This window comes from Vibrio pomeroyi (genome assembly GCA_041879425.1).
GTDB classification, from domain to species: domain Bacteria; phylum Pseudomonadota; class Gammaproteobacteria; order Enterobacterales; family Vibrionaceae; genus Vibrio; species Vibrio pomeroyi_A.
Map to the genome: position 1 here is coordinate 3,233,419 of CP090854.1, position 21,054 is coordinate 3,254,472.

General features: G+C 44.9%; 22 protein-coding genes. 15 read left to right on the top strand and 7 right to left on the bottom strand.

Features of this window, described 5'->3' with window-relative positions; genetic code table 11:
• The first annotated feature begins 10 nt into the window (after positions 1–10).
• Entirely contained in the window at positions 11–526 is a 516-nt protein-coding gene (locus L0992_14250; protein XGB66837.1) for a DUF3299 domain-containing protein, read from the top strand.
• A 431-nt stretch (positions 527–957) separates the two neighbouring features.
• On the top strand, positions 958–1,866 hold the full coding sequence (locus L0992_14255) for a TIGR03899 family protein (GenBank protein ID XGB66838.1): 909 nt from the start codon (positions 958–960) through the stop codon (positions 1,864–1,866).
• A 147-nt stretch (positions 1,867–2,013) separates the two neighbouring features.
• Here L0992_14255 and cysC read toward each other — a convergent pair whose 3' ends face one another.
• From cysC to cysD, 4 genes are all read right to left on the bottom strand, one after another.
• Positions 2,014–2,634, bottom strand: coding sequence for an adenylyl-sulfate kinase (gene cysC / locus L0992_14260; GenBank protein XGB66839.1), 621 nt, complete (start codon positions 2,632–2,634; stop codon positions 2,014–2,016).
• A 24-nt stretch (positions 2,635–2,658) separates the two neighbouring features.
• Positions 2,659–4,383, bottom strand: a complete 1,725-nt coding sequence (locus L0992_14265; protein ID XGB66840.1) for an SLC13 family permease — start codon at positions 4,381–4,383, stop codon at positions 2,659–2,661.
• Positions 4,384–4,448: 65 nt separating this feature from the next.
• Positions 4,449–5,879, bottom strand: a complete 1,431-nt coding sequence (gene cysN / locus L0992_14270) for a sulfate adenylyltransferase subunit CysN (GenBank protein ID XGB66841.1) — start codon at positions 5,877–5,879, stop codon at positions 4,449–4,451.
• Between the two features lie 18 nt (positions 5,880–5,897).
• The gene (gene cysD / locus L0992_14275; GenBank protein ID XGB66842.1) at positions 5,898–6,806 is read right to left on the bottom strand and encodes a sulfate adenylyltransferase subunit CysD; all 909 of its coding nucleotides are present in this window, start codon (positions 6,804–6,806) and stop codon (positions 5,898–5,900) included.
• A 450-nt stretch (positions 6,807–7,256) separates the two neighbouring features.
• Between cysD and L0992_14280 the strand changes: the two genes are divergently transcribed.
• From L0992_14280 to L0992_14330, 11 genes are all read left to right on the top strand, one after another.
• On the top strand, positions 7,257–9,233 hold the full coding sequence (locus tag L0992_14280; GenBank protein ID XGB66843.1) for a bifunctional 2',3'-cyclic-nucleotide 2'-phosphodiesterase/3'-nucleotidase: 1,977 nt from the start codon (positions 7,257–7,259) through the stop codon (positions 9,231–9,233).
• Between the two features lie 284 nt (positions 9,234–9,517).
• On the top strand, positions 9,518–10,105 hold the full coding sequence (locus L0992_14285) for a DedA family protein (GenBank protein ID XGB66844.1): 588 nt from the start codon (positions 9,518–9,520) through the stop codon (positions 10,103–10,105).
• A complete protein-coding gene (locus L0992_14290; GenBank protein ID XGB66845.1) occupies positions 10,102–11,235 on the top strand; it encodes an ATP-grasp domain-containing protein in 1,134 nt (377 codons plus the stop codon). Before L0992_14285 ends, L0992_14290 begins: the two co-directional genes overlap by 4 nt.
• 19 nt (positions 11,236–11,254) lie before the next feature.
• Complete coding sequence (locus L0992_14295; protein XGB66846.1) at positions 11,255–11,797, top strand: DinB family protein; 543 nt, start codon at positions 11,255–11,257, stop codon at positions 11,795–11,797.
• Between the two features lie 2 nt (positions 11,798–11,799).
• Positions 11,800–12,549: an NRDE family protein gene (locus L0992_14300; GenBank protein ID XGB66847.1), complete on the top strand. Its 750-nt coding sequence runs from the start codon at positions 11,800–11,802 to the stop codon at positions 12,547–12,549.
• Positions 12,550–12,561: 12 nt separating this feature from the next.
• Positions 12,562–12,999, top strand: coding sequence for a YHS domain-containing protein (locus L0992_14305; protein XGB66848.1), 438 nt, complete (start codon positions 12,562–12,564; stop codon positions 12,997–12,999).
• 10 nt (positions 13,000–13,009) lie between these two features.
• Positions 13,010–13,453, top strand: a complete 444-nt coding sequence (locus tag L0992_14310) for a hypothetical protein (GenBank protein XGB66849.1) — start codon at positions 13,010–13,012, stop codon at positions 13,451–13,453.
• A gap of 12 nt (positions 13,454–13,465) precedes the next feature.
• Positions 13,466–15,220, top strand: a complete 1,755-nt coding sequence (locus L0992_14315) for a lysophospholipid acyltransferase family protein (GenBank protein XGB66850.1) — start codon at positions 13,466–13,468, stop codon at positions 15,218–15,220.
• Between the two features lie 71 nt (positions 15,221–15,291).
• Positions 15,292–15,858: a Crp/Fnr family transcriptional regulator gene (locus L0992_14320; protein ID XGB66851.1), complete on the top strand. Its 567-nt coding sequence runs from the start codon at positions 15,292–15,294 to the stop codon at positions 15,856–15,858.
• Between the two features lie 57 nt (positions 15,859–15,915).
• Positions 15,916–16,368, top strand: a complete 453-nt coding sequence (locus tag L0992_14325; protein ID XGB66852.1) for a GNAT family N-acetyltransferase — start codon at positions 15,916–15,918, stop codon at positions 16,366–16,368.
• Positions 16,368–17,216 (top strand): DMT family transporter, encoded by an 849-nt coding sequence (locus L0992_14330; protein XGB66853.1) that lies wholly within the window; start codon positions 16,368–16,370, stop codon positions 17,214–17,216. The genes L0992_14325 and L0992_14330 overlap by 1 nt, the downstream gene beginning before the upstream one ends.
• A 50-nt stretch (positions 17,217–17,266) precedes the next feature.
• Here the strand turns inward: L0992_14330 and L0992_14335 are convergent, their stop codons facing one another.
• Positions 17,267–17,851, bottom strand: coding sequence for a lysine transporter LysM (locus L0992_14335; protein ID XGB66854.1), 585 nt, complete (start codon positions 17,849–17,851; stop codon positions 17,267–17,269).
• Positions 17,852–18,064: 213 nt separating this feature from the next.
• Here L0992_14335 and L0992_14340 point away from each other — a divergent pair, with 213 nt between their 5' ends.
• Positions 18,065–18,685 carry an FKBP-type peptidyl-prolyl cis-trans isomerase gene (locus tag L0992_14340; GenBank protein XGB66855.1) on the top strand — a complete coding sequence of 207 codons (621 nt, stop codon included), beginning with the start codon at positions 18,065–18,067 and terminating at the stop codon, positions 18,683–18,685.
• 134 nt (positions 18,686–18,819) lie between these two features.
• A complete protein-coding gene (locus L0992_14345) occupies positions 18,820–19,314 on the top strand; it encodes a DUF2780 domain-containing protein (GenBank protein XGB66856.1) in 495 nt (164 codons plus the stop codon).
• A gap of 329 nt (positions 19,315–19,643) precedes the next feature.
• Here L0992_14345 and rplQ read toward each other — a convergent pair whose 3' ends face one another.
• Together rplQ and rpoA are read right to left on the bottom strand one after the other, a co-directional pair.
• The gene (gene rplQ, locus L0992_14350) at positions 19,644–20,024 is read right to left on the bottom strand and encodes a 50S ribosomal protein L17 (GenBank protein XGB66857.1); all 381 of its coding nucleotides are present in this window, start codon (positions 20,022–20,024) and stop codon (positions 19,644–19,646) included.
• A 24-nt stretch (positions 20,025–20,048) separates the two neighbouring features.
• Positions 20,049–21,041 (bottom strand): DNA-directed RNA polymerase subunit alpha, encoded by a 993-nt coding sequence (rpoA, locus tag L0992_14355; GenBank protein ID XGB66858.1) that lies wholly within the window; start codon positions 21,039–21,041, stop codon positions 20,049–20,051.
• Positions 21,042–21,054: the final 13 nt, after the last annotated feature.

A 21,054-nucleotide genomic window follows, 5' to 3' on the forward strand; every position in this document is an offset into this window, starting at 1 on the left:
GGAACCTACGATGCAACGCAAATTCCTACTGATACTTGGGCTACTTATGTTCCCATTTATCAGCACAGCTCACGCTGACACCACTCAGAATGAGGAATCGGTATTAACACTCGAATGGATTGATTTAATTCCAGAATCAGAGCGCGCTCAATTAGATTCGTTTGGTATGCCGATGGTAGACCACAACAGCATGGAAAAACCTCAGCAATCGACACTTGGCGCTGTTCGCCCAGAATTAAACGGCAGCAAGGTTAAGATCCCGGGGTTTGTGATTCCATTGGAAGGCGATGAGAACATGATCACTGAGTTTCTGTTAGTGCCGTACTTTGGCGCATGTATCCACGTGCCACCACCGCCACCGAACCAGATTATCTACGTGAAGTTCCCGCAAGGTGCACCGATTCAACAATTATGGGATGTGATCTACTTGGTAGGTACGCTGAAAACAGAATCGATCAGTCACGACTTAGCTCAGACTGGTTATCTTATTGAAGGTACTGCGATAGAAGAATATGACGACATGTAGTCATTAGAAGGGTGGCTCAAGGATGAGCTGCCGTCACTGAATAAAAGATATCATTCAATAACAGTTTAATAACGATATTGTTTGACTAGATTACGCGATGTAATTAGACAGATAAGCTAGAACAGCCACGTAAGTAGCGAGTAATAACCCTATGCTAAGCTGTTTCTTTAGCTTGTTATCATTGACTTGATTCATAACTCCTCCTTGAGAATTACAACAAATTTAACATTTTATTATCATTAGCAAAAGTAAAATTTTGTTGAAGTCTTCAACTCTGCACGCAAAATCTAGCCACCAATCAGATAAAGAGTTACATTTTAGACAGTTATACCAATCACAGTAAGTAATCAGAAATAGCGTTCTATCTAGCAAACTAGGGCGAGCAATTAATTACTACGATTGGTATTGAGTCGTCTCCTAACGGTACTCTTATGTCAGAAACCAAACAGCCAGTGATCATTGAGCATGCTAGCGATACACAGCACAAGCATGAGAAAAAGCCTCATATTGCCGACAGCACAAGTAGAATGCTGCACATCGCACAAAGCTTCGGCTTAGATTCTTTAATCAGTCATAGTGCAAAACCAAGCGATAAAGCTGAGAATACGCTTATCGAGCGGGCGCTATTACGAGAGAAGAAACGTAAAGAACTGCGTCAAAAGAATCTAGAACAGATTCTGAAATTGGCGCACTCTTCATGCAAGGATGAAGCGGCTGGAGATCCTGATCAGGACTGGTTATATCGCTTTTTCGATATGGCACAAGAGATCCACAATACATCGATGCAGAGACTATGGGCTCAGGTATTAAAAAGAGAAGTCACCAACCCAGGTTCGACATCGATGAAGGCGCTGCAGATCTTGCAGGACATGACACCAAAAGAAGCACTCACCCTACAAAGAGCGGCGTCACTTGGCTGTAGTTTTGGTAGTGATAGCAGCAGAAAGCTATTACTTGGTTTTAAATCTCATGCTGGAATATTCAGCTTAGGCAAAAGAGACACCACCAACACCATCAACCTTGGTGGACACAACCTGCCCTACTCTAGCCTGCTCCATTTGATTGAGCTCGGAATCATTCTAGGCACTGAATTAGAGTCTGGTGAGATTGATTTCGACCCAGCGTTGCACCTGACTTATCAAGGTAAGAGTATGTCGCTGGCGCCTATATCAAAAGGGGTTAAGCTGGTTTACTACCGATTCAGTCCAACAGGCAATGAACTGTGTACCTTACTTGGCAACAAACCCAACATGCAGTATTACGACCAACTGATTGCTCTATTAAGTCAGAAGTTCACGGTACAGACAGAAGTGAAAAGCAGTGTGAATTACACCGTCTAGTAATGACGGTGTACACAGTAAAGAATATTGAGAAGAGTAAAGAGAATCTAGAGGATAGGTTTCTTGTCTCGGTAAACCAAGGCTGCTCTATTTATCCATCTGAATAAGCAGATAAACAGGCGAGTAGCCTTAGTCATACCAACGATCTCAATTGGCTAAAATATTACGCTTTTCTAAAGCATCAATACACAATTCGACCAGTTCATCGAGTGTCTTCTCACCCGCAGGTAGATCTATCTCAGGGTTCTGAGGCGCTTCGTACACTGAGCTAATGCCAGTAAAATTAGGAATTTCTCCAGCGCGTGCTTTCTTATACAAACCTTTAGGGTCGCGTTGTTCACAAACCTCAAGTGGCGTATTAACAAACACCTCTAGAAACTCACCTTCCGGCAATAAATCACGCACTAACTGTCTCTCCGCTTGATGTGGAGAAATAAACGCAGACAACACGATCAAACCCGCATCCGCCATCAATTTAGCAAGTTCACCAATACGACGAATATTCTCTCGACGGTCTTGTTCAGAGAAACCAAGATCGCTACATAATCCGTGACGAACATTATCGCCATCCAATAAATAAGTATGGTAACCAAGCTGTGCTAAGCGGTTTTCTAATGCTCCAGCGACTGTCGACTTCCCAGAACCAGATAATCCCGTGAACCAGAGCACGGCTGGCTTTTGTGATTTCAGATTAGAGCGGAATGCTTTATCAATCGAGTGTTGATGCCACACAACATTCTCATCTTTTGGTTTGAGTACTGCGGTCATAATTAGTCCTTTAAATAAACAGCATTAAAATGGGAAAAAGTAAGGAATTAGGGTCAGCACCAAGCCCGAATAGACAATCGAGATTGGGATGCCGATGCGTAGATAATCGGTGAGATGATAATTACCTACGCTATAAACAAGTAAATTGGTTTGGTAGCCGTATGGCGAAATAAAGCTGGCGCTGGCACCAAACAGAACCGCCATAATGAATGGCATAGGGTCAACGCCATAGCCGATAGCCATGCTGTAGCCAATTGGAAACGAGAGTGCTGCGGCCGCATTATTAGTAACAAGCTCAGTCAGAACCAAGGTCATGAAATAGGTCGCAACTAACGCACCGAACACACCCCAGCCATTAAAGGCTTCCATAAACATCAGCCCCATACGCTCAGACAAACCCGACGAAATCATCAGTTGAGCAATAGAAAGTGCAGAGCCAACGATCACCACAATATCAACCGGAAAACGGCGACGAAGCTCACCAAGTTGCACCACGCCAAAGGCAACCAGCAACAGCAAGAAACCAGCCAGTCCTTTGATAATCGGCACGACTTCAGCAAGGGCTAAACCAATCACACTGGCAAAACCGAGCAATACAAACGTTGATTTATCCGCATCAAGCTTGGCACTCGAGTCCAAGTCATTCATCAACACAAACTCTTTGTTGTGTTGCTGGCGCTGCTCTTCAAAACGCTTACCAGGAACCAAAATCAAGGTATCCCCAGCGGTTAGTGTGATGTTTCCAAGGCCACCTTCTAGACGTTCGTGACCGCGACGAATAGCAACCACAACCGCATCGAAGCGATCTCTAAACTGGCTGGTTTTCAAGGTTTTATTACAGAAGCTTGCAGACGAACTCACCACCACTTCAACAAAGCTTTGTCCATTAAGGTGATGCTGGCCAAATAGGGTTAATCCTTGAATTTCTTGCAGTGTCGCTACACTTTCAACATCACCACAAAACAGTAATCGATCACGAGCTTGCAGTATGAAGTCAGGGTCTATAGATGCCGTTGTTTTACCGTCTCGAATCACTTCCGCTAAGAACAATTTTCTCAGAGCTCTAAGATTATTCTCGCTTACGCTACGACCAACTAACGGTGAACCAGGTTCCACTCTTGCTTCTAGAAAGTAAGGCAAATCATCTTGGGAACCATCATCGTAGCTTGGTAGGAAGTAACTCAGCGGAATAAGGATCAACACTCCACCGACTAAGACGGCTAAACCGATCAACGTTGGTGTGAAAAAGTTTAAGCTCGGCAATCCGGCATCTTCAACAAAGCTATTAATGATCAAATTGGTTGAGGTACCGATCAATGTCAGCGTTCCACCTAAAATGGCAGCGTATGACAGAGGGATAAGTAACTTAGATGGCGCGTGTTGTTGATTGCGTTTGATCGCTCCGATCAAAGAGACAACCACCGCCGTGTTATTGGTAAAAGAAGAAAGTAACGCTGTGGAAATACCCAACTTCGCAACCACTGTGCCTAGCCTACCTTCAGAGATATTGCGGCTAACCCAGCTGATTAAGCGAGTTTTCTCCAACGCACTTGATGCGAGGATCAGAAGAATTAAAGTCAGTAACGAGGAGTTAGTGAAGTTATTAGCCAAGCTCGACAAGTCGATCATGCCAGCCATAAAAGCAATAAACGCCGCGCCAGCAAAGATAAAGCTTGGCTTAATACGGGTAACGAGCAGGCAAGTAATGATGCCGAGCAAAATCGCTAATACAAATCCTTGTTGCCACATATACCCGTCCTTTATGGCGGAAACGATGGGTTTCCGCCTGATTCAATAAGCTGTTACTTGGTCGTTTATGACTTCAGTAATTGGCTTAGATCTTTGGCATCCCAATGAGGGAAATGCTTACGAACCAGAGCGTTGAACTCAAGTTCAAATGCAGAGAAGTTACCGACTTGCTGTTCAACAGAGTCCAAACGGTCTCGAATCAAACCAGCACCAACCGTCACGTTGGTTAGACGGTCGATAACGATGAAGCCACCGGTATCCGCACTCTCACGGTATTTATCCAATGCGACAGTCTCGTTCAGTGACCATTCACACAAGCCAATACCATTCAGTGGTAACTCATCGACAGCGTGGGTCGACAGGTTGTTGATGTCATATTGGTGGCGAACCGTTTCAACCTGACCGACGGTTTTCTTACCTGCGATTTTGATGTCGTAAGCTTTACCCGGTTGCAATGGTTGTTCTGTCATCCACACGATGTCTGCCAATACGTGGTTAGTGGATTCAATTTGCGCGTTTTCCAACACAATCAAATCGCCACGACTTATATCGATCTCATCTTCAAGAGTCAGCGTTACCGCCAAGCCCGCTTGTGCTGATTCAAGTTCACCATCAAAGGTCACAATGCTTGCCACCTTAGAGGTTTTACCTGAAGGCAACGCCTTGATTTCATCGCCCACGCTGACACGACCAGAAGCCACTGTGCCGGCAAAGCCTCGGAAATCTAGGTTAGGACGATTGACGTACTGCACTGGGAAACGGAATTCACCCGCAGAGCGTTTTTGGTCAATGTCTACGTTCTCTAGTACTTCTAATAGCGATGGGCCCTCGAACCATGCAAGCTCTTTACTTGGTGCAGCAACGTTAATGCCTTCAAGCGCGGAAACGGGCAAGATCTGAATATTGGTCTCACCCTCTAGGTTTTCTGCAAACTCTAGATATTGATCGCGAATCTCCTCAAAACGATCTTGCGAGTACTCGACGAGATCCATTTTGTTGACTGCGACGATGAAATGCTTCAAACCAAGTAGATTAGAAATAAACGAGTGACGACGTGTTTGATCCAGAACGCCCTTACGAGCATCAATCAAGATCACAGCCAGATCACACGTTGAAGCGCCTGTTGCCATGTTACGCGTGTACTGCTCATGCCCTGGGGTATCAGCAATAATGAATTTACGCTTTTGAGTCGAGAAATAACGATAAGCTACATCGATCGTAATCCCTTGCTCGCGCTCAGCCTGCAAGCCATCAACAAGCAGTGCCAAATCAGGTTTCTCACCCGTCGTACCCACTCGTTGGCTATCCGAGTGAACCGCTGCTAGCTGATCTTCATAAATCTGTTTTGTATCATGGAGCAAGCGACCGATTAACGTACTTTTACCATCGTCTACCGAGCCACAAGTTAAAAATCTAAGCATAGATTTATGCTGATGCTGACTTAGATAACCTTCAATCCCTAGTTCAGCCAATTCGGCTTCTACTGCACTATTCATTTTTCTTTCCTTAGATTCTTAGAAATAACCTTGGCGCTTTTTCAGCTCCATTGAGCCCGACTGATCATGGTCAATCGCTCGACCTTGACGCTCACTGGATGTTGCCACCAGCATCTCTTCAATAATGCCTGTTAGCGTGTTCGCCTCAGATTCAACGGCTCCGGTCAGTGGGTAACAACCCAAAGTACGGAAGCGAACGCTTTTCTCTTCAATCACTTCACCTTCTTGCAGTTCCATACGGTCATCATCAACCATGATCAACATGCCATCACGCTCAACCACAGGACGCTTGTCTGAAAGGTAAAGTGGAACAATATCGATGCTCTCTAGGTAGATGTATTGCCAGATATCGAGCTCAGTCCAGTTAGATAGTGGGAAGACACGAATGCTTTCGCCTTTATTAACCTGGCCGTTATAGGTATGCCAAAGTTCAGGGCGCTGGTTTTTTGGATCCCATGTGTGGTTCTTGTCGCGGAAAGAATAAACACGCTCTTTCGCTCGAGATTTTTCTTCATCACGACGCGCACCACCAAAAGCGGCATCGAACCCGTACTTGTTTAACGCCTGCTTAAGGCCTTGAGTTTTCATGATGTCAGTGTGCTTGGAAGAACCATGTACGAATGGGCTACATCCCATCTCAATACCTTCTGGGTTCTTATGTACTAAAAGGTCGAAGCCGTACTTTTTAGCCGTACGATCACGAAACTCAATCATCTCGCGGAATTTCCAATCCGTATCAACGTGTAATAGTGGGAATGGAATCTTGCCTGGATAAAACGCTTTGCGAGCTAAATGAAGCATCACAGAAGAATCTTTACCGATGGAGTACATCATCACTGGGTTATCAAACTCAGCAGCAACTTCACGGATAATATGAATACTTTCCGCTTCAAGCTGTTTTAGGTGGGTTAAACGTTCTTGGTCCATTTCAGTGCTTCCTTTAAGGCTCGCAGTACGAGCAATTCATTACTTGGTCTTGCCAAGCAAGGGATTTAACTCATCCACTTGAGTGAATGGGAGTATTGGCACTAGAAGAAAACAGAAGCTTCGTTTTGAGCTATCCTTGCTATTCATCTGCCTGATACGTCCTTGATATAGGCATTATGACGAGCCTCTCATATTACTGGAAATTCTAAAATTTCATTTTTTATTCGAAAAGCTGATAAGGGATGAGATTCATCGATAAATAGGTGAAATGAATGGACTAATACTATCGATGTGATTTGTACATTGATTGAGCAGGTTTGGGAGGCGTCTTGCAGAACACCATAAAGTAATCGATCTAAGTCACGAATTAACATTCGTTGTAATCATTGTTTCATTCGGTTTTGTTACATTACGCAACGAATTTTCTACTATCCACTTTGGAGCTACAAAATGAAAGTTGCAATGAAACCTTTGTCATTGGCTGTACTTGCGGGTCTTGGTTTGACTCTAGCAGGCTGCACAACAACACCAGATACCGATGAAGTGATTAAATTACGTGTCGTAGAAACGACGGATATCCATACCAACCTAATGGATTACGACTACTACAAAGACAAGCCATCGAAAAAAATCGGCTTAGCACGTACTGCAACTCTAGTAAAAGAAGCTCAAAGCGAAGTAACCAACAGCGTATTAGTTGATAACGGTGACTTACTGCAAGGTAGCCCAATGGGTGACTACATGGCAGACAAAGGCATCGAAGCGGGCGAAGTTCACCCTGCATATAAAGCAATGAATCAACTAAGCTACGACGCTGCAAACCTAGGTAACCACGAATTCAACTACGGTCTTGAGTTCCTAGAAGAGTCAATCAATGACGCTGATTTCCCATACATCAGTGCCAACGTTTACGACGCAGAAACCAAAGAACACTACTTCACACCTTACATCATCAAGACTCACACGTTTGAAGATACAGCAGGCGTAGAGCATGAAGTGAAAGTCGGCTACATCGGTTTTGTTCCACCACAAATCATGACGTGGGATAAGAAGAACCTAGAAGGTAAAGTGATCGCTCGTGACATCATTGAGACAGCTAACGAGTTAGTACCTCAAATGAAAGCGGAAGGCGCTGAAGTTATCGTTGCTATCCCTCACTCAGGCGTATCAACTGACCCATACAAAAATGGCGAAGAGAACTCAACGTTCTACCTATCTGAAGTAGATGGCATTGATGCAATCGCATTCGGCCACTCTCACGCAGTGTTCCCAGGTAAAGGTTTTGATGACATCCAAGGCATCGATAACGAAACTGGCACAATGAACGGTGTTGCGGCAGTAATGCCAGGTCGTTGGGGTAGCCACGTTGGTGTTATGGATCTAACACTTGCACAAAAAGACGGTAAGTGGGAAGTCGTTAAAGGCCAATCAGAAGCGCGCCCTATCTACGACAAGATCGAGAAGAAATCTCTTGCTGCAGCTGATGAAGGCATCGTAACAGCACTAGAAAAAGACCACGCTGGTACTCGTGAGTTTGTTAACCAACCGATTGGTAAAGCAGACGACGTGATGTACAGCTTCCTATCTTTAGTGCAAGACGATCCAACAGTACAGATTGTTAACCTTGCGCAGAAAGATTACGTTGAACAGTTCATCCAAGGCGACCCAGACCTAGATGGTACGCCAGTACTTTCTGCAGCTGCACCATTTAAAGCCGGTGGTCGTAAGAATGACCCAGCGAACTTCACTGAAGTTGAATCTGGTCAACTGACATTCCGTAACGCAGCTGACTTGTACCTTTACCCGAATACGCTAGTTGCGATGAAGGTAACAGGTCACGAAGTAAAAGAGTGGCTTGAGTGTTCTGCTGGTCAGTTCAACCAAGTTGATGTTAACTCAACAGCACCACAACAGTTGATCGAGTGGGATAACTTCCGCACATACAACTTCGATGTTATCGACGGTGTTGATTACCAAATCGACGTAACTCAACCTGCGAAATACGATGCAAACTGTAAAGTCGTTAACCCTGACTCACAACGTATTGTTGGCCTAACTTACCAAGGTAAGCCAATCGACATGAAACAAGACTTCCTGATCGCAACCAACAACTACCGTGCGTACAGTGCTAAGTTCCCAGGTACGGGTGAAGACTTCATCGCATTTGATGCTCCAGATGAGAACCGTACTGTTCTTGCGAACTACATCTCTCGCGTAAGCAAAGAGCAAGGTCAAGTTAGCCCAACAGCTGATAACAACTGGTCATTTGCGCCAATCAAAACGGATAACAAACTAGATATCCGCTTTGAAACATCTCCAAGCGACAAAGCGGCAGAGTTCATCAAAGAAAAGGGTCAATACCCGATGAAACGCGTTGCGACTGACGATGTTGGTTTTGCTGTTTACCAGATTGACCTAACTAAATAGATTACCCAGTAATCCATAGTTAACCTTCTGAAAGGCTGAGTTTAACGACTCAGCCTTTTTCTTTTGTTATTTAGAAATCGACTCCACTGCCCTACTTTTCTCACCGTAAACGCCCGCTGATTCAGCATCCAAACAGTACGACTCACACCGTCAATCGATTTAAGCCCCTACAAAAAAACGCTAATCCGCTGTAAGTTTTTCTCTGCTCCTCCTGTCTATTTAATTTACTACACTCAATGAATGGCCAATAAGCCATTCATCTATAGGATAGATAAGGACATTTGATGGGCACTGTCGAGAGCATTCAAGCATGGTTAAATACAGGAGAGGAATCGCTGCTATGGCTGATGCTTGGCATCATCGCGCTTTCTTACCTGCTTGAAGATCTGGCGATTGTTACAGCGGCAGGTATAGCCACTCAAGGTCTCATACTTCCTCAATATGCGCTGCTTGCCATTTTCATCGGCATTGCCACGGGTGATCTCGGTCTTTATTACCTAGGTAAATCAGGACGTTATTTCCGAGGCGTTCGATATAAAGCCCTCACTAATAAGTACTTTCGTTCACTTCGTACCAAATTACGTCAGAACGCATTCAGCAGTCTTTTTGTCATCCGCTTTATTCCAGGGCTTCGTACCGTTGGTTTTACCTTAAGTGGCTTTTTCGCCATCCCACTGCCTACTTTCTTGTTTGCCGTTATTAGTGCCACCGCGATCTGGACTGGCATTGTCTTCTCTGCCATCTACTATTTAGGGACATCAGCGTGGCTGCAAGCCTCTGAATATCAATGGATCATCATCCCGTGTGCCATCGCTTTGTTGTTTATCGGCAATCGATTAATGAATAAAACCTACTCTAGAGGATTATCATGAGTTCACCGCAAGATATTCGCATCATTCCAGCACATCAAATCAATGCAGGCATGCCCTTGCTTGAAAAAGATACCGTGCGCAGTGTCTCTCCTTATGAGTTTCTTCCAACCTGGTTCTTCTACACGCCAGTGGTGATTCAAAGCCTGATGCAAGGGTTACGGCACTTTGACTGGGCGCTGCCGCTCATCGCCAACCCGAGCATCAAGCTAAGCGGCATGGTAGGCGAATCAAAACACGAAATACTGAGCCTTGCCGGATCATCGAGTCAGCGCTGGATCTCTCCGTTTATCACCCTAACCAAAACGGATCTCAGCAGTAAGAAACAAGCTGAAGATGCACGCAGTGCACTCATACAATCGGATCTCGATTTCCCGATTGTGGCTAAACCGGATCTTGGCTGTCGAGGTGTTGGCGTTAAGCTGATCAACACACAAGATCAACTTGAACAGTATGTTGAATCTTTCCCAAATGGTGCTCGCTTTCTATTGCAAGAAAAGGCGCCTTATCAAGCTGAAGCGGGGGTTTTCTATGTTCGTTACCCAAACAAAAAGCAAGGCGAGATCATCTCGATCACACTCAAGTATGCGCCAATGGTAGTGGGTGATGGCAGCTCGACACTCAAACAGTTAATTGAAAATAGCCCGCGTGCTGGGCAGCTTAGTCACCTGTATTTGCCAAGACATCAAGATAAATTGGGTCAAGTGCTCGCAGAGGGCGAAGAGTTCCAACTTGCGTTCGCAGGTAGCCATAGCCGTGGCTGTATCTTCCGAGACGGCAACCAATACATCACTCAGGCTTTAACTGAACGCTTAGATGAGATATTCGACGACTTCGATGGTTTCCACTTTGGTCGACTCGACGTCAAATTCAAGGACATGCACAGCCTAATGAACGGCGAGGATTTCACTATCCTTGAGGTCAATGGCGCAAGCAGTGAGGCTGGGCATATCTGGGATCGCAACACACCATTGCGAGAGATATTTTCTACGCTACTCCTGCAATACCGCATTCTTTTTGATATTGGCGCTCAGCAAAAACAGCGAGGCCACCAGCCTCCTTCTTTTAAGAGCCTGTTTACCGCGTGGCAAGAAGAGCGACGTCTTGTTCAACAATATCCGACCACCGATTAACTTTGTACGAGGATCATGAATGAACCCCATAGCCCAACCGAGCGCCCTCACTTCTTTCTCTCCTAGTATCAAGGGAGCGGTAGAGATATTGAATCAGGGTTTAGAGTTTTTGTTAGCGATATCTGACAGCGACTATCTGACACGAGCAAAGCCGCACGTCACAAGTTCTATTGGTGAGCATACTCGTCACACTCTCGATCTTTTTCACGCTCTGATTTTAAAAAAGAATGCGACCGTTGATTACAACACTCGTCGCCGTGGTCATCCCGTCGAATTCGACAGGTCGATTGCGTTGAAAGAGATCCATTACGTGATCAACTGGCTTGAACGATTAGACCGTCGAGATCTCGAAGCGCCTATCATGATCCAAACCGAAGTTTCAATGGATACACAAGTGTTCGCCAGCCTGCCTTCTACGTTAGAAAGAGAGGTCACCTTTGCTGCTCTGCATGCCAATCATCACTATGCGATGATCAAGGTGATCACGACCTTTCTTGATGTCGAAACATGCAACACCTTTGGTTACGCCCCAACCACCAGCAGCTATCTGAGGGAGCAATAATCATGTGTTCAGTATCTTGGCTGCTTGAAGACAATGGCTATCAGGTCTTTTTTAATCGTGACGAACAAAAGACACGGGCATTGGCGATGCCACCTAAACAATATCGAGTTAACGGCGTCGACATCATCATGCCACTCGACCCAACCGGTGGTGGTAGCTGGATCAGTATCAATGAGTTCGGGCTTTCACTATGCCTACTCAATAACTATCAAGGCATCGTACCTGATGGCCTTTTAGTCAGCCGTGGTTTGTTACTCAAGAATCTATCATCGAGTCGTAACATCAGTCAGCTCTCTGAAGCATTTCATAAGCTCGACCTGCACTCTTTTGCCCCATTTACCTTGCTGGCTTTCGCGCCGAACTTAACTCAACACCATGGTTTGGTTATCGCCTATATGTGGGATGGTATTCAACAAAAAATAGTCGAAACCGATTCTCCGCTGTTCTCATCTGGAGTTGATTTAGAGCGAGTGCAAGCCTACCGACAAGCAAAATACGATCAGCTTATGTCAACGGGGAAGAATCAACAGAACTTACTGATGTTTCACTCTCACCATCACAGCGAGCAGCCTCATTTAGCGACCTGTATGCATCGTGAAGACGCGCATACCGTGAGCTTTACACACTTACGCAATCTACACGGCCAAGCCTCTATGTTTTACGCACCCGGCTCGCCTTGTGAACCCATTAAACCATGCCAGATAAATCAACAGCGTTTTACCTTCGATTTATCACCAGCAATCAATCTATAGATGGAGTCCATCATGAGAAAACTATTAACTATGGTCATGCTACTTGTTAGCCCTTACGTATTTGCCGCCGATGAAATCTACACCGGCTTCTTTAGCAGCAAGGCGCTCGATGGCTACGACACTGTGGCTTATTTCACTTCAGGTAAGCCGATTGAAGGCAGTAAAAAATTCAGCACAGAGTACAAAGGTGCGGACTGGTATTTCTCTTCTGAAAAGAATCTGACTTTATTTGTTAATAATCCTGAAAAATATGCACCTCAATATGGTGGCTATTGCGCTTGGGCTGTTTCAACAAAAAGTGACTTTGCACCCGGTGACCCTAATCAATGGACAATTGTTGATAACAAGCTTTACCTCAACTACGACCAAGAGATTAAACAGCGTTGGGAACAAGACCGAGCACAACATATTCAAAAAGCCGACACCGTTTGGCCGCAACTGATCAAATAAGGGAATAACCATGACATTCACTCCAGCTAAACATATCCCTGCGGCATTTATCGCGTTTGTGTTCGTTCAGTCGCTGTTTTTTAAGTTCACCGGCTCATACGAGACTGAGCATATCTTTGGCACCTTGGCGACATGGTCAGGCTTAAGCTGGTTCGGTTCGTTTGGCGGCTACTTGATTGGATTCGCCGAATTGATTGCGGCCATTTTGTTGTTCACTCGTTGGCATGGCTTAGGTGCCATCATGAGCGTGGGGATCATGAGTGGCGCGATTTTCTTCCACCTGTTTACGCCGCTCGGTATTCAAATGCCTGAGTTTAATGCAGCGGGTGAAATTATCGGTTACGACGGCGGATTATTGTTCGGCATGGCATGCCTAGTCTGGTTATGCGGTGCGTTTTTAAGTGTGAAAGATTTCAAGAATCAAGACGGTTTCCTAAACAACTTTAGTCAATAAGGTAGCTTCATTATGATTGATAGTCCTTTTCGTTTACCACGTTACACGCCTTTTGGTTTAGGTGAGTCTGTTGTCGAGTGGGCAACTGGGCTATCTAAGCTAGACCGACTCTATCAAGATCGACAAAACGAGTTATCTAGCTTCGAATTCATGAATTACACCCTATCGGCACTCAATATCGACTACTCGGTGGCATCGGGAAGTACGGAAAATATCCCGGAAGAAGGGCCAGTCGTGATTGTGGCGAACCACCCACTAGGTGCAATTGAAGGTGTGATCCTGGCTGATCTCGTAGGATCAGTAAGAAAGGATGTGAAGGTATTAGCGAATGAGTTGCTCAAACGACTGCCAGAGCTGGATGATCTTTTCATTGGCGTTGATGTCTTTAATGGTAAAGAGTCGAAACGCACCAATGCCAAAGCCATTCGTGATGCCAATCGTCATCTGGCCGATGGCGGGCTGTTGATCGTGTTCCCTGCGGGCGAAGTATCGAGTTATCGTAAAGGGGCAAAAACACTGACGGATATCGAATGGAGTAAATCGGTCGCGAAATTCGTTAAACGTCATCAAGCCACGACAGTTCCTATCTTTATAAATGGTAAAAACAGTGAGCTTTTCTATCAAGCGGGTCGTGTGCATCCACTGTTGAGAACCGCTCTACTCGGGCGTGAACTTCTTAATAAACAGGCGACAACTATCTCTATCTCGATTGGCTCATCGATTCCGTATTCAGAGATTAAATCGTTTGAAAAAGAGATGGATATCGTCAACTACCTACGACTTAATACCTACCTAATGAGTCAACAAGATAGTCCGAACACGCCAATCCACGCACCCTCTTTCGATACCCAAGTGATAGCGCCAATATCACCCGAAGTATTGGCAATAGAGATAGGATCACTCCCTGAAGAGATGAAGCTGCTCGAGCAAGGTGACTTCGAAGTCTACTGCACACCAAGCCAATCTATTCCGAACTTAATGCGTGAGATTGGTCGAGTCAGAGAAGAGAGCTTCCGTGAAGTTGGAGAAGGCAGTGGGCTTGCTTGTGATTTAGATGAGTACGACCTTTACTACCACCAACTGTTTGTGTGGAACAAAGCTAAGGCAGAATTAGTCGGCGCTTATCGACTGGGTATGGTCGACAAGTTAATCGCAGAGCACGGGTTGGACCAACTCTATTCCCGCAGTCTGTTTAACTATAACCAAGAGTTTATCGATACGTTAGACAACAGCATTGAACTTGGTCGTTCTGTCGTGAGTAAGCCTTATCAAAAGAGCCTTAACTCACTGTTACTACTATGGAAAGGTATTGCGACCTTTGTGTCTCGTCACCCTAAATACACCCACCTATTTGGCCCGGTCAGCATCAGCAATGATTACAGCCACAATGCGCGCCTGTTGATAGCAACTACCTTATCGATTCACCATTACGATGAGGAAAAGGCCAATCTGGTTTCCCCTTCTTCACCTCTCAATACCAGTAGTCATGTGTTCTGGCAGAATCATCTATTGTCGTCACTGGCGAGTGTTCCCCTACTTTCAAAAGTATTAGCACGGATGGAACAAGGAAAAGGCTTACCGGTATTATTGCGCCAATATCTAGGGATGAACGGGAAGCTGGTTTGCTTTAATGTCGACCCATCGTTTAATGATGCCTTAGATGGTTTGATTGTCGTGAACCTTAAGAAGGTACCATTGAAGACCTTAGGTAAATACATGGGTCGAGAACTCGCTCAAGACTACCTAGAGCAACACGCTCGACGCTGATTTCGCCCCCTCTGTACCTACACTCAAATAAGTGCGATGATTTCGGCACTTATTTGGGTTAGGTTATTTTCATGCACACCTCTTTTATCGAACAACTACAAAGCTTCGACTTCTCTGAAAGTCAGATTGAATCTCTAGTCGCTGTCGCCAAGCCACTTGAGCTACCGACCAGACACATCCTTATTAACCAAGGTGAGATGGCAGGCTCAATCTACTTCGTACTGGAAGGTTTGTGCCATGCTTGCTACCTCACTGATGACGGTAAGCAATACAGCAAAGAGTTCTACTGGGAACAAGATTGGATCATCGGCTTTGAGAGTCTGATAAAAAACCAAGCTTCCCCGTATCTGCTTGAAACACTAACACCCATCACAATGTTAGAGCTGCCAATGAATGCGGTAATCGAGTGGCGTGCATCGAATAACCCTTTGTATTTAAAGCTGTTAGAAACACAATTGATGCATAAGGAAAACAAAGAACGTTTCATGCTGCTCTATACCCCTGAACAACGTTATCAGCTTTTTTGCGAACACTATCCAGACCTTGAACAGCGCCTCAACGATAATCAAATTGCCGCCTACTTAGGAATAACAGCAATAAGCTTGAGCAGAATTAAAGGTCGAATTAACAATAGTTAATGCCAACAATCATCGCGCATAGTACATTCAGAGCATCGATAACCTCTGGATATAAACATGATCACTTGGCACTCAATTCCTTTCTCTGAACTTTCAACACATCAGCTTTATCAACTACTTAAATTGCGAGTAGATGTATTTGTGGTAGAGCAAACCTGCCCTTATCCAGAGCTTGACGGTAAAGACACATTCGCTGGTGTTCATCACCTTCTTGGTTACGCAGATGAGGAGCTAGTGGCGTGTGCTCGCTTGTTACCGCCGGGCACGAGTTATGACAACACCAGCATCGGCCGAGTGGCAACTAAGCAATCAGCAAGAGGCAATGGCTTAGGCCACCAATTATTGAAAGAAGCATTAACACACTGTGAGTCTCTTTGGCCTGGCACGACCATCGATATTGGTGCGCAAGAGCACCTAGAAAGCTTCTATGAGAATCATGGATTCAAGACGATCTCTGAGATGTACCTGGAAGATGATATTCCGCACGTCGATATGAGATTAGAGAAGTAATGTCGAATATCACTGTCGGTATCCTATTACTGATCGCAGGTAACCTGTTTGCCTCGCTTTCGGATGTAGCCGTAAAACTATTGAATGGCGAAGTACCGCCTCTTCAATATATTTTTTTCCGACAGTTGATATCTCTGCTGATAATAACTCCACTATGGTGGCAGCAGAAAAAGGAACAACGACGCTTACAGCAAGCCAAAGTCACCTTCATACGAGGCCAGCTAATATTAATTGGCAGTGGGTGTATGGTTGTTGCGATCACTCATTTAACGTTGGCAACCGCCAACGCTGTGTTTTACGTAGCGCCTCTATTGATGTTACCTCTTTCTATGTTTCTACTCAAAGAGCAGCCTGCACTTGGGAAGGTGATCGCTACTACCATAGGTTTCATCGGTGCGCTGATTGTCTTAAGGCCATCACAATTTCATTGGGCCGCACTTTTTGCTTTAGGCACTGCGCTTACTCTCGCCTTGTTCAATGTATTGGTACGAAAGCTCCCTAGTGAGCAATCGGTGGTCACAACGCTGTGGTGGACAACGTTGTTCTCAATTCCGGCTTCATTGATATTATGCTTCCTGTATTGGCAACCGGTATCTATCGAACACTTAGGATACATAGCACTCAGCGCAACACTCATCTTGAGCTATAACGGGCTTGCGGTTGCCGCCTATCAGAAAGCACACTCAAGCCAAATCGCCTTGGCAGAATATTCAGGTTTGGTGTTTGTCGCGCTAATTGGCGCCATTTGGTTCGATGAGATCCCAGATACATTAACCTTTATCGGTATCATGCTGATCATCTTGCCACTCGCCCCTTTCAAGCGACCAAAAAAAAGAGCTAATGCTTAGCTCTTTTCTATCACGTTCTTGCTGTTGAGTTCATTACTCAAGCAAAGCACTTATTTACTACGGCCAAAGCCACCATCAGACAAGCGGAAGAACATCACCGATGTGTTGCCTTTCTCTAGCTGCAAGATATCAAGTTGCCCGGTCTCTGCCAGCTTAAATCGAACGAGCTGGCCTTTACGGATCTGACTAAGTGGTTTGTCTGAGCCTTCAATACGTACCAACGCGTTCAAATCAGACAGCGGCAAATCATTGTTTCGAAAAACTTGCGCCAGAGTATCTCCTTGCTTAACAAGGTACTCTTGCCAGTTATTGTTACTCGGCTCTGATGAGTTGCTATTGGCATTTTGTTGTTCGCTCAACCCAACCGTGTTGATCTCAAGCGCAACGCGCGATGTGGTTGGGGTAGCATCTACTTTTGGTTCTGGTAGCGGCACAAAAAGTAATATTAGTACGATCGGCGAAATCACCATCAACAGTCTTTGGTGTAATTTCGGTAATGAACCCCAAGTTTGTACCGTCGAGGCTTTCATTTTCTTTACATCGATCGAACTCAATTTCTCTTTGACCTGATTCAGTCGATCCTTGAATTCTGCTAAGTGGTCAACTTTCTGTTTTTTCTTTTGACGACGATTCATGCCACTGCGTCCTATACATTGAATAACTACAGTATAAAAACCAAAGTACCAACAGTATAGATCTTTCCGTCACAACAAGGCTCAAAGGGAGAAAATTGACATCCCTGTGATTTGGACGCGGTAAAGCACAAGTGATCAGGGACTAGCCGTTTCTTCACGCTGCTAATACTGGTATTCTTACCCTTTTCGTACTGACAAAAAGAGTGACTTTTCATGTCTGAAGTAAAATTTGAAACTGTAGAGCAAAAAGCTAGCTACGGTATCGGTCTACAAATGGGCCAACAACTTGCTGGTTCTGGTCTTGAAGGCCTAAACGTTGACGCAATCGCTGCTGGTATCGCAACAGCTCTAGTTGGTGACATGCCAGCTATCGAAGTTGACGAAATCAACAACGCACTACAAGAGCTACACACTCGTGGTGAAGCTGCACGTCAAGAACTAGCTAAAGCTGCTGCTGCTGACGGCGAAGCTTTCCTAGCTGACAACGCTCTTCGTTCAGAAGTAACAGTTCTTGAGTCTGGTCTTCAGTACGAAGTACTAACTGAAGGTACTGGCGAAATTCCAACTGCAGACAAGCAAGTACGTGTTCACTACCACGGCGAACTAACTGACGGTACTGTTTTCGACAGCTCTGTATCTCGCGGTCAACCAGCTGAATTCCCAGTAACTGGCGTAATTCAAGGTTGGGTACAAGCTCTACAAATGATGCCAGTTGGTTCTAAGTGGAAGCTATACATCCCACAAGATCTAGCATACGGTGAGCGTGGCGCAGGTGCTGCAATCCCACCATTTGCTGCTCTAGTATTTGAAGTTGAACTTCTAGCTATTCTTTAATTTTTATAAAAACCTTTAGTAAAACAAAATACTATAGGCAAATAAAATTAAAATAATGCAACGGCGATGTGACTACATCGCCGTTTTTCGTTTATAGTGAAAGAGTAAATTACTTTATTACTTAAGGACGAATAATGAAGAAAGTACTCATCACAGTTTTAAGCAGCCTTGCTGTTGTCTCTTGCGCTAGCACTAGCGACTCTGAACAAACCAGTTCATCATCAGATACCAACTATTCCCAACTATCACAAACTGCACTAATGGCAGCGGTGAATATGTGGTCTCAACAAAATGAAACAACACCTCTTGCTGATACTGTTGCCGACCAAGCGTCTGTCACTAGCGATCAAGCTATTGGCGGCATTGGTTCAATGTTAGCGCTTGCACAAAACTCACTTGGTTCTACCGACAACAAAGAACTCGCTACGCTGATTCCTGGTATGTCGAGCCTTGAGTCTACTGGTCTATCATCGCTACTGAGTTCACAAGGTGCTGTTGAAAGTGCATTTTCTGGATTAGGTATGGACCCATCAATGGTTACGACATTTGCACCAATCATTCTTCAGGCATTGCAGTCACAAGGTGCAACGAGTGGCCTAATGGATTCTCTTGCAGCTATATGGCAATAACCGTTAGTTATTAATAGCTAGCTTAAGAATTTGATAAGGGCACTTCGGTGCTCTTTTTTGTGTGCGAAAGAAAAGTGTAGAGGAGATACGAGATACGAGATACGAGATACGAGATACGAGATACGAGATACGAGATACGAGATACGAGATACGAGATACGAGATACGAGATACGAGATACGAGATACGAGATATTTTTGAGAATCATGCTAGAAAGGGCAAGTAAAAGTGCCAAACATCGTGGTGCAATTTTCATCGTGTTATCAGATTCGATAGATACAAAAAAGCCGAGCTAATGCTCGGCTTTTTGTATTAAGAATCTAGTATAGATTACTCAGCAGCTTCTTCAGCAGCTGGGCGGTCTACAAGCTCAATGTAAGCCATTGGAGCTTTATCACCAGTACGGAAACCACATTTAAGAATGCGAGTGTAACCACCTTGGCGAGCCGCAAAACGCGGGCCTAGTTCATTAAATAGTTTTGCTACAACTTCGTTATCACGAGTGCGAGCAAATGCAAGACGACGGTTAGCAACACTGTCTGTCTTAGCTAGGGTAATCAATGGCTCAATTACGCGACGTAGTTCTTTTGCTTTTGGCACGGTAGTTTTGATAACTTCGTGACGAACAAGAGAGCTAGCCATGTTGCTGAACATCGCTTTGCGATGACTGCTGTTGCGGTTGAGTTGACGACCACTTTTACGATGGCGCATGACCTAATCCTTCTAACTTTTCGATTAATCTTCAGCGATTGACGCTGGTGGCCAGTTTTCTAGACGCATGCCTAGAGAAAGACCACGTGAAGCAAGCACATCTTTAATCTCTGTAAGAGATTTCTTACCAAGGTTTGGCGTTTTAAGTAGCTCAACCTCAGTGCGCTGTACAAGATCACCGATGTAGTGAATCGCTTCTGCTTTCAAACAGTTAGCAGAGCGAACTGTTAGTTCAAGATCGTCTACAGGACGTAGTAGGATAGGATCGAATTCTGGCTTCTCTTCCTTCTCCTCAGGTACACGTACATCACGAAGATCTACGAACGCATCCAGTTGTTCAGCTAGAATAGTAGCTGCACGACGGATTGCTTCCTCAGGTTCTAGAGTACCGTTCGTTTCCATATCGATAACAAGCTTGTCTAAGTCAGTACGTTGTTCTACACGTGCCGCTTCTACAGCGTAAGCGATTTTATCAACCGGGCTGTAAGTAGCGTCAACTAGTAGACGACCGATTGGACGCTCATCTTCTTCAGTATGGATACGAGCTGAAGCTGGAACGTAACCACGACCACGTTCTACTTTGATACGCATAGCGATCTCAGCGTTGTCATCCGTTAGGTGACAAATTACGTGCTCAGGGTTAGCGATCTCTACATCACCATCGTGGGTGATGTCACCTGCAACAACAGGGCCTGAGCCTGATTTGTTCAGTGTAATAAACACTTCATCTTTGCCTTCAGCAACGCGTACAGCTAAACCTTTAAGGTTTAGAAGGATTTCCAGGATATCTTCCTGAACGCCTTCTTTAGTGCTGTATTCGTGTAGCACACCTTCAATTTCAACTTCTGTTACGGCACAACCCGGCATAGAAGATAGAAGAATGCGGCGAAGAGCATTACCTAGAGTGTGGCCGAAACCGCGCTCTAATGGCTCAAGAGTTACTTTCGCGTGTGTCGTATTGATCTGTTCAATGTCAACAAGACGCGGCTTAAGAAATTCTGTTACAGAACCCTGCATTGTGTCCTCTCTT